At 50.5% G+C, this 13061-nt stretch carries 13 protein-coding genes; 10 read left to right on the top strand and 3 right to left on the bottom strand.

From position 1 onward, the window contains the following. Window positions 1–102 precede the first annotated feature (102 nt). Window positions 103–1956 (top strand): DNA helicase RecQ, encoded by a 1854-nt coding sequence (gene recQ, locus AC4MRN_RS03930; protein ID WP_487964959.1) that lies wholly within the window; start codon window positions 103–105, stop codon window positions 1954–1956. A 54-nt stretch (window positions 1957–2010) separates the two neighbouring features. Here the strand turns inward: recQ and AC4MRN_RS03925 are convergent, their stop codons facing one another. Beyond that, a complete protein-coding gene (locus AC4MRN_RS03925) occupies window positions 2011–2685 on the bottom strand; it encodes a glutathione S-transferase (RefSeq protein WP_488799432.1) in 675 nt (224 codons plus the stop codon). Window positions 2686–2811: 126 nt separating this feature from the next. On the opposite strand from AC4MRN_RS03925, the gene AC4MRN_RS03920 reads away from it, so the two are divergent. From AC4MRN_RS03920 to AC4MRN_RS03905, 4 genes are all read left to right on the top strand, one after another. Next, entirely contained in the window at window positions 2812–4236 is a 1425-nt protein-coding gene (locus AC4MRN_RS03920) for a protein adenylyltransferase SelO (protein WP_488801883.1), read from the top strand. After that, entirely contained in the window at window positions 4224–4553 is a 330-nt protein-coding gene (locus tag AC4MRN_RS03915) for a hypothetical protein (RefSeq protein WP_491202558.1), read from the top strand. The genes AC4MRN_RS03920 and AC4MRN_RS03915 overlap by 13 nt, the downstream gene beginning before the upstream one ends. A 91-nt stretch (window positions 4554–4644) precedes the next feature. Further along, window positions 4645–5262, top strand: coding sequence for a GTP cyclohydrolase II (ribA, locus tag AC4MRN_RS03910; protein ID WP_073318621.1), 618 nt, complete (start codon window positions 4645–4647; stop codon window positions 5260–5262). A gap of 123 nt (window positions 5263–5385) precedes the next feature. Beyond that, on the top strand, window positions 5386–6669 hold the full coding sequence (locus tag AC4MRN_RS03905; RefSeq protein ID WP_491202557.1) for a DUF3300 domain-containing protein: 1284 nt from the start codon (window positions 5386–5388) through the stop codon (window positions 6667–6669). A gap of 41 nt (window positions 6670–6710) precedes the next feature. Here the strand turns inward: AC4MRN_RS03905 and AC4MRN_RS03900 are convergent, their stop codons facing one another. Further along, window positions 6711–7583 (bottom strand): ATP-grasp domain-containing protein, encoded by an 873-nt coding sequence (locus AC4MRN_RS03900; RefSeq protein ID WP_490711376.1) that lies wholly within the window; start codon window positions 7581–7583, stop codon window positions 6711–6713. A 4-nt stretch (window positions 7584–7587) separates the two neighbouring features. Then, a complete protein-coding gene (locus AC4MRN_RS03895; RefSeq protein ID WP_370242600.1) occupies window positions 7588–8109 on the bottom strand; it encodes a YceB family lipoprotein in 522 nt (173 codons plus the stop codon). Between the two features lie 116 nt (window positions 8110–8225). Between AC4MRN_RS03895 and AC4MRN_RS03890 the strand changes: the two genes are divergently transcribed. From AC4MRN_RS03890 to AC4MRN_RS03870, 5 genes are all read left to right on the top strand, one after another. Beyond that, a complete protein-coding gene (locus AC4MRN_RS03890; protein ID WP_073317370.1) occupies window positions 8226–9104 on the top strand; it encodes a mechanosensitive ion channel family protein in 879 nt (292 codons plus the stop codon). Beyond that, window positions 9101–10072 (top strand): zinc transporter ZntB, encoded by a 972-nt coding sequence (locus AC4MRN_RS03885; RefSeq protein ID WP_491202556.1) that lies wholly within the window; start codon window positions 9101–9103, stop codon window positions 10070–10072. Before AC4MRN_RS03890 ends, AC4MRN_RS03885 begins: the two co-directional genes overlap by 4 nt. A gap of 255 nt (window positions 10073–10327) precedes the next feature. Beyond that, window positions 10328–11806, top strand: coding sequence for a methyl-accepting chemotaxis protein (locus AC4MRN_RS03880; RefSeq protein WP_155016252.1), 1479 nt, complete (start codon window positions 10328–10330; stop codon window positions 11804–11806). Then, window positions 11806–12333: a DUF6436 domain-containing protein gene (locus AC4MRN_RS03875; protein ID WP_255051612.1), complete on the top strand. Its 528-nt coding sequence runs from the start codon at window positions 11806–11808 to the stop codon at window positions 12331–12333. Before AC4MRN_RS03880 ends, AC4MRN_RS03875 begins: the two co-directional genes overlap by 1 nt. Before the next feature lie 251 nt (window positions 12334–12584). Next, the coding region (locus AC4MRN_RS03870) for a hypothetical protein (protein WP_491202555.1) at window positions 12585–13061 on the top strand (477 nt) is incomplete at its 3' end.

Below are 13061 nucleotides of genomic sequence, written 5' to 3'. Positions count from 1 at the left end.
AACTGGGCGTCACTATAGCACTTTTCCTTAAATTCCGAATGGGAAAAACTGATCTTAAAAAGGCCTGATAATTTCCTCAAAAACGCGTAAAATCTTCGCCCAATGATAGCGACATCCCCATCCCCTGCTCCACAGTCAGATTTCCCCTCGGACAACACCGAGGCGCTCGCGCGTGCCCAACAAGTATTGGAAGATACCTTCGGCTATCGCGAGTTCCGCGATGGGCAAGCTGAAGTCATAGCACAACTGATTGACGGCGCAGATGCGTTGGTATTGTTACCCACTGGTGGCGGAAAATCGCTGTGTTACCAGATCCCGGCCATGGTACGCGATGGCACGGGCATTGTGGTGTCGCCTCTCATTTCTCTCATGCAGGATCAGGTTGAACAATTACGTGAAGCCGGTGTAAAAGCGGCTTATATCAATTCGAGCCTGGATCCGGAAACACTACACAGCACCACGCAAGGGTTGAAAGACGGCGAATACGACATGGTATATGTGTCGCCTGAACGTTTGTTACAACCGTATTTTCTGAATATGCTGGCATCGTTACCGATTGCCTTATTCGCGGTGGATGAAGCGCATTGTGTGTCCCACTGGGGCCACGATTTCCGTCAGGATTACAGGGGGTTAGGCTTACTCAAGCAGCGCTTTCCGAATGTGCCCCTCATTGGTTTAACCGCCACGGCAGACACCACAACGCAGCAAGATATCCTGCTTCAGTTAGGATTAATCGATCCACTGGTGTATCGGGGAAGCTTCGACAGACCCAATATTCGCTACAGGGTGGTGCCAAAATACAAAGCTTTTGACCAGATTGTTACTTATATCAAGCAACAGGATGGCAGCGGGATTATTTACTGTAATTCACGCGCCAAGGTGGATGATTTAAACGCCAAGCTTCACCGCCAGGGCATGCGTTGCGCGGCCTATCACGCGGGTATGGAGGCAGATGAACGCGCCTTTGTTCAGCGGCAGTTTATTACCGATAAAATCGACATTGTGGTCGCCACGGTCGCTTTTGGTATGGGCATCAATAAATCCAACGTTCGCTACGTTGTTCACCATGACGTGCCGCGTAGCATTGAGAGCTATTATCAGGAAACCGGCCGGGCCGGGCGTGACGGTTTGCCTGCGGAAGCCATGTTGCTGTTCGACGAAAAAGACAGTGCACGGGTGAAGCAATGGATTGACCAGGGCGAAAATGCCGAGCGCAATGCGATTGAACTCCAGAAGTTCAGTGCCATGGAATCGTTCTCGGAAGCACAGACCTGCCGTCGTCAGGTACTGCTGAACTACTTTTCGCAATTCAGTGACAAAGCCTGTGGTAACTGTGATATCTGTTTGGATCCGCCCCGTCCGTTCGATGGACTGGTGACGGCACAGATGGTGCTCAGCTGTATTCTTCGACTGGAGCAACGCTTTGCCACACAATACGTCATTGACGTGCTGCGCGGTAAATCACACAAACGCATTCAGGAATCCGGCCACGAAAAGCTCTCGACCTGGGGGATTGGTAAGTCGCAAAGCGACCAGTACTGGCACAATATTATTAACCAGTTAATTCACCGGGGCTATGTACGTATCGATGTTGCTAACCATGCAGTGTTACGTTTGACAGAAGCCGCCCGGGCAGTATTAAAAGGCGAAGTCCCAGTGGAACTGGCGACACCACGATTGGAAATCAAACAGGATAAGCCCGCGCGCGGCGCCCTGAAAAACTACGACAAAGCCCTGTTTGCTCGTCTGAAACATTTGCGAAAAGTCCTTGCTCAGGAGCACGATGTACCGCCTTTTGTTATTTTCAGTGATGCGACCCTGGCTGAAATGTCAGACGCCAAACCCACCAGCGAAGCCCAACTGCTTGAAGTCAGTGGCGTGGGCAAAACCAAACTGCAGCGGTACGGCGACGCCTTTTTACAACTGATTCAGGACTATCTGGAACGCGACGACTAAGTCACCGCGCTTTTAACCCCTTACAATGTCCCATTTGATACGAAGCAAACAAGGCTACGCGTAAGCGTATTCACCGCCTTTTTCCAGCCCCCGCTGGTAGGCTTCACGCGCGTGTATTTGTTGAACAAATGCGTCTATGCCCGGATACAGACCTTTTCCAACGCGCCCTTGCATTGCCTCAAGCGGGAAGCTCATCTGGAAGTCCGCGCCGCTCAGTGCATCGCCGGCAAACCACTCGTGATCAGACAGGTAGTCGTTCACGTATTTCAGGCTTTGTTCAAGATTAGGGCCGTAATAGGCAGCAATAATGCCGTCGACCAGCTTGTTTACAATAGGCTTAATGAAAAACGGACCTGCTTTTTCCTTGGCCTTGCCGAGCACGAGGCGGGCAACTAACGGCGGCATCAGACTTCCTTCCGCGAAGTGCATCCAGAAACGATATTGCATTAAGTCTGCCGTTGACGCCGGTTTTAAATGAGGCGCATAGGTGTCTACCAGAAACTCAATGATGGCACCGGATTCCGCCAACACCAGATCGCCATGGGTCAGCACCGGCGAGCGTCCTAGTGCATGCACGTCTTTCAGCGCGGCCGGAGCCAGATTCGTTTTTGCATCGCGCTGATAGTGTTTCACCGTGTACGCAAGTCCCAGTTCTTCCAGAAGCCAGAGAATACGCTGAGAGCGGCTGTTGTTAAGATGGTGAAGTACGATTTCCGGTGAAGTTGTCATGATGGCTCCTTTAATATAAACCTATTGTATACGCCCAGGCACCGCAAACCGATCAACAGATTGTTTGATTACGGAAATGCGCATCTCAATGATAGGATACGCACATAATCAGTATTTGGGTTTTCTATGCAGCTAAGTCACCATTACGCCACCGACCTGTCTGAAACCGTCAGTGCAGTCACACCACAACCGCTCAGCGATTTGACTTTATGCCTGACAAATACGGCACTGGCAGAGCAATTCAATTTACCAACCGACTGGTTTACCGACCAGGGGATCATTGAACAGATTTTTTCTGAGCAGGGCGCCCTCGGTAAACAGGCGGTGGCGCAAAAATATGGCGGACACCAGTTTGGTCAGTGGAATCCGTATCTGGGTGATGGGCGTGGGTTACTGCTTGGCGAAGTGACCGATGACAAGGGGGCGCAATTTGATCTGCATCTCAAAGGTGCGGGGCAGACGCCTTATTCCCGTCATGCCGATGGCCGGGCCGTATTGCGCTCAACGTTACGGGAATATATTGGTTCTGAAGCCTTGCATCATCTCGGCATTCCGTCGTCACGTTCGTTGTGTATGTTCACAAGCAATGAACGCGTATACCGGGAACTACCCGAGCCGGGTGCCATGATGATTAGAATGGCGCCCAGTCACCTGCGCTTCGGGCACTTCGAATACTACTTTCACAGCAAAGAGTTCGACATTTTAGACAAGCTCATGGACTTCACCCTGACACGCCATTTCCCGGACTGTGCGTCGCAGGCAGAACCCCACAAAGCCTTGTTGAAAGCAATTACATTACGCACTGCCAGAATGGTAGCCTTGTGGCAGGTACATGGGTTTGTGCATGGGGTAATGAACACCGACAACATGTCGATTCACGGCATTACTTTCGACTATGGCCCGTATGCATTTATGGAGCAATTTAAATCGGACGCGGTGTTTAATCATTCTGATCACGAAGGTCGCTATGCTTTTGATCGCCAGCCCGGAATTGCCCTGTGGAACTTAAATGCCATGGCGTACGCGTTTTCTCGCTACATGAGTATTGATGATATCAAAGACTGCCTGACGCAGTTTGAACCTGCTTTTTTAGCTGTGTATCGCCAAACCATGCTGGCGCGTATCGGCTTAGACAACGACAAAGAGCACGAGGCTTGTCTGAATCAGTGGCTCGCGATGCTGGCTCAAAACCCTATCGACTACACGCAAAGCTTCAGATGGCTTGCCAGTACCGACCACGACGCATTAACACCGGCGCTGCGCGATCACTTTATCGACCGCAATGCCTTTGACGGATGGTGGCAGGACTATCGTCAGCGCCGCCAGTCTTCTACTGAGAGCCAGGCAAGCATGCTAGCCAGAAACCCTGCGGTGATTGCCCGTACCCATACCCTGCAGCAAGCCATTGCAGCGGCAGAACAAGGCGATTTTTCGATTGCAAAGCAATTGTTGCTAGCGTTGCAGACGCCGTATCAGTCGACAACAGCAAGCGAGCCTTTTGAACAGCCGGATGACAGCAGCGAAACAGTGAGTTTGTCATGCAGCAGTTAACCACGCAATGCCTCACTGAAGCACTCAGTTTAAGTGACAATGGCCAACTGATGATCAACCTTCCCTTGCCAGCCACGCCGCTGGCATTTACCCGTTTATGTGAAGGACTCGGCAAGGTTTTCGACCAGCCGCCCACGGAGTTGGAATGGGGCGCAGACCGGGCGCAGGCCCGATATTTACTCCCCGATATGGATTTGTTACTGCAAGCCGAATGGTTGTGCGAGGCCATGTGGCTCACCCCGTCGGGTTACACACAGAATTACCAAAACGCCACTGAGGCGCTGCAAGCATTGCTCTGCCGCGTGGCTAATGAATGAAAAAAGTGCTATATTAAATCAGTTACAGGCCTTGCAAAGGGCCGCCCAACCCCCATATAGCACAGTCAGATTTAAACCGGCATTGAGTTTCATGACCAGTACATCCCCACAGTATCGTTTTGTTAGCGCAGCCAAACTCCCCACCCGCAAAGGCGAGTTTACCATTCATGGTTTTGTCGAAGAGGGTGGCACTGAACACGTTGCTCTGTCTTATGGTTCCTGGCAACCCGACGACGTTGTGCCGATTCGTATCCACTCAGAATGTTTAACCGGCGACGCCTTATTTTCAACGCGTTGCGATTGTGGCTTCCAGTTGGAACGGGCAATGGAAAACATTGTGGAGCGTGGTTACGGTGTATTGCTGTACTTGCGCCAGGAAGGTCGGGGCATTGGTTTAATCAACAAAATCCGCGCATACCACCTGCAGGATAACGGTATGGACACGGTAGAAGCAAACGAACACCTCGGATTTGATGCCGACATGCGTACCTACGACATGTGTAAAGTGATGCTGGATACCCTGAAGGTCAAAAACGTTGAGCTTATGACCAACAATCCCCGCAAGACGGCAGCGCTGGAAGCGCTAGGGATTAATGTGGTCGCGCGTAAACCCATTGATCACGGCGTAACCAAAGACAACAAACACTATATCCGCACCAAAACCGAAAAACTGGGTCATGCATTTGATCCGCATGTCCTCGGTGACTAACCCCCTCTAACGGGCGTGTAAACCTGAACCAACGAGTTGTGTTTGGTTCAGGTAAAGTTAATTTACCCACGCGTATAACGGTATACAGACCAATTACACAGCGCATTTGCGCGAGGAGTCTGTATGCACAAACGCATCCTGTCTTTGATTTTGATTTCCCTGCTGGGAAGCACACAGGTTCAGGCCATGAGCGCCCCTGAATCAACCGAACTGGTGCAGAGCCAACGCGTCTCTGAAGCCGAGCTCGACGCCCTGCTCGCCCCGATTGCCCTGTACCCTGATTCTGTGGTTACCCATATTCTGATAGCCAGTACCTACCCGCTGCAGGTCATTGATGCCCAGCGCTGGCAGCAGAGCAATGACAATCTCAGTGACGATACGCTGGCCGAGCTGCTTGATACTAAAACCTGGGATCCCAGCGTGAAGGCCCTGGTGCCATTTCCGGATATTCTGTCGCGCATGAGTCAGGACCTGAACTGGCTGGAATCAGTAGGTGATGCTGTACTCACCGATGAGGACTGGGTACTGGACCGGGTTCAGGCGCTGCGTTTACAAGCCTGGCAGCACGGTAACCTGGAAACTAACGACTACCAGCGCGTTAGCTACGAAGACAGGGTCATTGTTATAGAGCCGCGTCAGCCTCGCGTAGTGTATGTGCCCTATTATGATCCAATGATCACCTATGGTCACTGGCACCATCCAATCGCCCCGGTCATTTGGCCAGGCTATGTGAACGTGCGCTTGCATCATGGCTTTTACTGGGGAAGTCGGGTCACCATTGGCGCGGGCTTTTACTTCGGGCATATATTCTGGCCAGACCGCCATATTGTTGTTAGTCACAGAACCGTTCATCACTACCCAAGTGTGTCTTACCGTAAGCGTTACAACGTGCGGGAATACCATCGTTGGCAACACAATAGTGCCAACCGACATGCCCGCTATTCGCACCGCGTGGTTGAACGTAAGCCGTCGGTAATTAAGCAGCACAAGACCGTGCGTTATCATTCGGCACAAGCGCCTGACAGAAGCCTGGTTCGCCCTGTGGTTCACCAGCAAAGAATAGAGAAAAAGCTTAAACAGCAAGCGCATAAGCCGACCGCTCGCGAACAGCAAAAACGTTATACCCAGGTCAATAAGCCTCAACGCCAGGCCGCTGAGCACCGGGCAGTGAACCCACAACGTGCACACCCAAATGTCGCGCAGCAACACAAACCAACGCAGCCGGTACATTCTAAACCCGGTAAGCTGCAATACAAACAGGAAAAGCACGAGCGAAAGGTGAAGCGCGAAACGACAGCGCACCGTCAACCGTCGCAGCAACGTCAGGCGTCTAAGCAACGCCAGGTAAAACAGTCTCAGCGTCAAAGCGCGTCGCATAATAACAGGCAACACTCTAAGCAACACTAACTGCAAAGTAATAAGGCATACCTCGGTATGCCTTATTTTTGTCACTTTATTTTATTAGACATATATCGCAAGTAAGCACTTACAAAGCACTGAGGAGAGTGCGTATCCAGATTAAAATACAACGACGGTTCAATGAGCTCTAACTCAATAATGCACCACTGTCCGTTGTGTTGAAGCAAGTCTACCCGGGCATACAAATACTCAGTTGGCATCGCCTGCAAAGCCAGCTCTGCACTGTTTAGCATTGCCTGATCAGGAGATATCACTGCCAGACTGCCACCGTGCTCTTCCTGCACCCGAAAGTCACCTTGTTTAGGCGTTTTCAGAATGGCATGGCTTAGCTCACCTGCAAAATAAAATAACGACACTTCGCCCTGTTCAACAACACTGGTCACAAACGGCTGAACCATAGCTGGACGACGGGCAAAGACAGCAGCCAGTGTGTCTTGCTGAGCCGACAACGATTCGCGCGTTAAACGGTAAGTATCGTCGGCATTTGCACTGATACACGGCTTGATGACAATCTCATCGCAATCGAAATCGGCAAAAGCACCGGCGAGTGAGTCATGATCGTAGTCATCAAGCCAAATAGTCGGTAGTACAGCCACTGCACTGGCTTCCAGGTCTCGCAAATAGCGCTTATCCAGATTCCATTGCATCAGCGCTAACGGGTTTATCAGCTGAGTTTGCCCTGCAATCCGCTCCAGGCAAGCCATAAAGGCCTCTGGTGCCTGCTGATAGTCCCACGGACTGCGCACAATAACCGACTCATAGTCACTGTAATCCCAACTGCTGTTGCGCCACGACACGGTTTCGACGTCATAGCCATTATTGGCAAACGGCTCGATGAGTAGGTCGTCGTATACAAAAAAGTCTTCCAGGCTGTCCATCGACAGAAACGCGATTTTTTTCATGGGATCAGATTTCTATCAACAGGCCGTTTGGCGTGATTTCGACTCGCTTGGGCTGCCGGATACCCCAGGCCGATAAGTCTAACTGTTCGAAGTCGAGCAACAGGATTACCGGGAAGCGTTTGCCTTCCATTCGCTTCAGGCTGTTTAACAGCGACTCGGGTACCAGATTACCGTGTTCGGCCCACTCGAGTTCATCCAGTGTCGGCTCTTTGATTTGCAACTGACCCAATTGCGCGTGATAGAACAATTCACCCGACAATGTCGCTGTGGCTTTTAGCTGTAAACCATCCCGCTCTGCCAGGACGGTCACGTTCACACTGATTTCATCTTCCAGCGGATCAAGGTCGACAGCAGGGTTAGAAAATGTGAACTGGGTGTCTTCATACACCCGGGTTTGCGGAAATACAGCAGACACCATGGCGTTTAGCTGTGACTCAGACAAGGTAAGCATAAATGCGTGTGCCTGATGCATACCGCCAACGGCCCACAAACAAAGCGCCAATGCGCCGGCAAAGAGGTACTTCATAGATTCATAGACACCAGTAAATTTGCCGCATTCTAACATGTTTTTGTATAAAAGAATTGCCCCGCCAGAGGCTGCGCCAGTATTATGTGGCGCAAATACATCCAACGGTTTTAACCATGCAAACATTTGAACAAGTTAAAAACTTTTTATCTACAGAGTTATTTACCCTGTTCGACATCACGTTTACTACTGGCGGGCTGATAGCCGTGCCACTGCTGTATGTGGTTGGCATCTGGGTGATTCGAAAACTCGCGCACCTGGCAACCTATCGCCTGCGCTCGTCCGGTGCCAGCCCCGATACCATTCACCTGTTTAAACGTATTTTCTATATCCTGGCCATGGCTATTCTGGTCGTCACGTCGCTGGATATGATGAATGTGCCACTGACTGCGTTCGCCTTTTTATCGGGCGCCGTAGCGATTGGTGTGGGTTTTGGTGCGCAAAACATTATCAATAACTTCATCTCTGGCTGGATACTCATGTGGGAACGCCCCATCCGCATCGGAGATGTACTGGAGGTCGACGGCGCGCGCGGCGTGGTGGAAGCTATTAATACTCGTTCAACACGAATCCGCCGTGTCGACGGAGTACACATGCTTATTCCGAACAGCAAATTGTTGGAAAACACGGTGATCAACTGGACGCTGATTGACTTGCTTACCCGAACCACCGTAAAAGTCGGCGTGGCGTATGGCTCAGACTGTAAGCTGGTTGCCAGTCTTATAGAACAAGCAGTACTGGAACAAACTGAAATTCTGCCCGAGCCCAAACCCATAGTGATTTTTGATGACTTTGGCGATAACGCTTTAATTTTTGAGGTGTATTTTTGGATCAATGCCACGGCAGAGCGCGATTTACGCAAAATACGCAGTGACATTCGCTTTACCATCGACGGACTGTTTAACCAACACAACATCGTTATTGCCTACCCGCAGCGCGATGTGCATTTGGATGGTACGTTACAACTTGTTCAATCTCCTAAGGAAAATGCATGAGCAATGCAGACCAGGCCTTTTTATGGGCGTACGATATTAGCGTTGACGGCACCATTGCCACGGTAGATAAAGCAGCCATCACCACACCGATTGCCCCTAACACCTATCGATGGGTTCATTTGCAGTCTGACGAGTCTGATGCCGAGCAACTATTAGATACCCTCGCGTTGCCGTCTTCAGTGGCCGATAGCCTGATGGCACTGCAAACCCGTCCGCGCGTGCTGCCAATAAAAGAAGGCGCATTGATTTTCCTGCGTGGCATTAACGCAAATCCAGGTGCAGACCCCGATGATATGGTGTCATTGCGCTTGTGGTTAACCCCTAACCTGATGGTGACCGCGCGACGTCAGAACCGTCGTCTGATGAGTGTGCAGGACACCCGGGAAATGATTGAAAGCGGCGAGGCCCCGGCGACGACTGCTGAGCTGCTAGTCACTTTGCTTACCCGCATAGCCGACCGCATACACGACAAAATCGAAGATATTGACGAACAGCTTGCTCAATACGAAACAGCTGATGCCCTGAATAAACAGGATCGACAGCAGCTCGCTATGTTACGTCGACAAACCGCGATTATTCGACGCCACCTGGCACCGCAACGCGATGCCCTGGACACGCTGATTCGAACGCCAAACCTGATCAACGACAGCTTGATTTTTGAATTGCGCGACCAAGCCGACCGCATGACTCGTTACGTTGAAGATCTCGACCTGGCAAGGGAACGTTCACTGGTATTGCAGGACGAATTACGCAACCAAATAGCTGATCAACAAGGCATTCGCATGTATGTGCTATCGATGATCACAGCCATATTTTTACCACTGTCTTTTTTAACCGGTGTATTTGGTATGAACGTGGCCGGCCTGCCAGGTACCGAAGCCCCTGATGCATTTACAACGCTCATGATGGCTATGGGCGGGATTGCCGTTGTCATGCTCATTGCCATGCTATGGAAACGCTGGCTATAGATTGCTAACAAACCATTCAAGGCGGGCAAACAATGCCCGCCTTCATACTTTTGGTTAATCGACTGATCCTTTTCCTTATTTAATAATTACTTACTTCGTTATTTCTGTCTTTGAATCTCGTTTACTTTTTCTCATGGTCAGTTGATTCGAATCAAGGCTCCCTTTGCTGACGGTGCGTAAGCTGTGTGAATTAACTGGCGAGTTGTAAATGCTGTCCTACACTTAGCGTGTAACGGGCAAATTGGAGTGTGTTGTATGTTCTCTTGGGTTAAAGAAGGCCATCAAATATTCAGAGTTATTCTGATTGTTCAGTTGGTTATCTCAGTAGTCATCGGATTGATTACCGGCGAGCTAATGATAGCGTTCTGGCTGGGTATTCCGATTATCGCGCTCCCTTTGTACCTTAGCTATGCTAACCCGGAATCAGAGATAAGCGGACATGCTGTTGGCATTGGCGTTCAGTTGATGACGGCACTGCACATCCATCAGGCATTTGGGCTTATCGAAATTCATTTCGAGATTTTTGTTCTGCTCGCCATGCTGGCTTACTTCCGCAACTGGCGCATCATTGCAACCTCAACTGCCACGGTTGCGGTGCACCATATTTTATTCTTTTTCATGCAAGCAGGCGGTTCCGGGGTATTCATTTTCGAAGAAAACCACATCACCTTCTCCATTTTGTTATTGCATGCCGCGTTTGCCCTTGCTGAGGGCCTGACCCTGATGTACATGACCAAACGCAGTCATGAAGACGGTGTAGGGGGCGCGTTGCTGGAGTCCGCCATTGCAGACATCATTCGCGACAAAGAAAGTCTCAACCTTGCGGTGAAAATAGACAAATCGGTGCCCGTAATGCGCACCTTTGACGAACTACTGGATGCTATACGCCAATTGGTGAGCAATGCCGCCAAGCTTGCAGATGACGTAGCTGACACTAGTGCTTTCATGCAAAATGCTACCCGGGAATTAAGTGAGCACGCCCAGCAGAGTCATCAGGAAATCGGAAGTATTTCCGCCGCATCGGAAGAAATTGCGGTCACCATGCAAGACACATCTGAGCGCACTAACGCAGCCAATGACATCACTCAGGAAGCCAAAGCGAACACATCAGAGTCGAGAACGTCCGTTGAAAGTACCAAGACCACCATTAGCTCATTGCGCGACAGATTAAACAGTGCCGCGCAAACCAACCAGGAGCTGAACGAGCGATGCGCCAGTATCTCTGATTCCATGCGTTCAATTACCGCCGTAGCGGAACAAACTAACCTGCTTGCGCTTAACGCAGCCATTGAATCGGCCCGTGCCGGCGAGCACGGTCGGGGCTTCGCCGTCGTTGCTGACGAAGTCCGCACCCTGGCAATACGCTCTAAAGAAAGTGCCGACGAGATTTCTACCATCACCGAGCAATTAGTGGCCAGCACAGCGTCGTCAGTGACGCAGATGAATCAGTGCATCGAACTGGTTGACGAAGCAGTAAGCGCATCAGACCGCGCAGCCACGCACATGCAAGGCATCGAATCTAAAATCCAGGCGGCCTCGGACAACATGATGGAAGTCGCAACCTCGGCGGTTGAACAGGAAACTGCGTCCTCATCGATAGCGGCCAGCACGGCAAAAATTTACGAGCTGGCGACCCAGGAAGCGCGTACCGCCGCGGAACTGGAGCAAAAGTCGCAATCGTTGGCCACTCTGTGTCAGACACTGCAAACCATGGTAAGACGTTTTGTAGTGTAATGAGTAGCCGTACAACAACGATACTGGTTGGCGTTTGGGCAACCGCTATTTTGGTTGCCCTGCTCATAGCGAACAGTAATCAGATGCAGGACTTTGATCCAGACGCCTCACTAGCGCAAGCTGCCAGCCAGCAGAACTTCGATAGTGCTTTTACAGGCATGTTGCAAGAGGCAGGTGTGAGCAACGGCTCTATTGTGCATCTTAGCGCTAACAGCAATTGCTTTTGCAATGACCTTAGCAAGGGCCATCAATACGATATAACCCAATCACTCGCCGACAAAGGCTATGAGTTTAACACCTTGTCGCTGTCTGAAAATCCGGCCATTGGCAAACTCATCAGCCACTTCCCCGCCCTTGCTGTTATCGATAACAACGGTAATCTGCGCTATGTTGGCCCTTATGCAACGGGTTTTGGCTGCTTTACGGGCAATGACTTAGTGGACGATATTGCCCGAATCGCCACCACTGAGCAGTACTTCGGGGCTACGGTAAACACTGAGGCCCGCGGGTGTTTTTGTAATGTGTAGACACGCAGTTATTTCATAAAATAGATAGTCAAAAATTGATTCACTAATCAGCCTTACCCAATTTTCTATATAGCTACTGTCTACAGGGCACAATTATCCACCTCGGCACTAATTCCTTTTTTCTGGACTTTCATCTCCCCAATGAGGCAAACAATAGTCCAAAAGCACTCGCTGATATTTTAAGGGAACTTTGCAATTAAAATATTCACTAAAGCTTTGTAAACAACTGGTGTAACAAGGATGACAACCCAATGCTCCCCGTTATTCAGCGCAATCCCGATTCCTTACCCGGACATCCAAATAGACAGCGCAAGTTAAAATCATGGATATTGGTATTGCCGGTGTGTTTCCTTGCGCTTCCCTTTGCGGCAAACGCTAACGCAGGCGTGCCCATGCTATTTCTGGCGATGCCTGCCCTGCTCATGTCGCTGTTACCCATTATCTTTATCGAGTCCGTTTATTGTGCGCAGCGATTGTCTTTGTCCTTCGGACAGTCATTAAAAACAGTGAGCATATCCAACCTTGCTTCAACGCTGGTTGGCATTCCTGTTACCTGGTTACTGCTGGTCGGCGTTCAAATAGCGACAAGCGGAGGCAGGGCTTACGGCATAGACTCCCCCGTTGAAAAAGTGCTTGCGGTTACCTGGCAAGCCCCTTGGTTGATCCCTTACGAGACCGATCTGCATTGGATGATACCGGCTGCAGGCTTGGTACTGCTGGTACCTTTT

Source organism: Marisediminitalea sp. (assembly GCF_984433645.1).
This window is presented reverse-complemented; position numbering and strand designations above follow the sequence as displayed.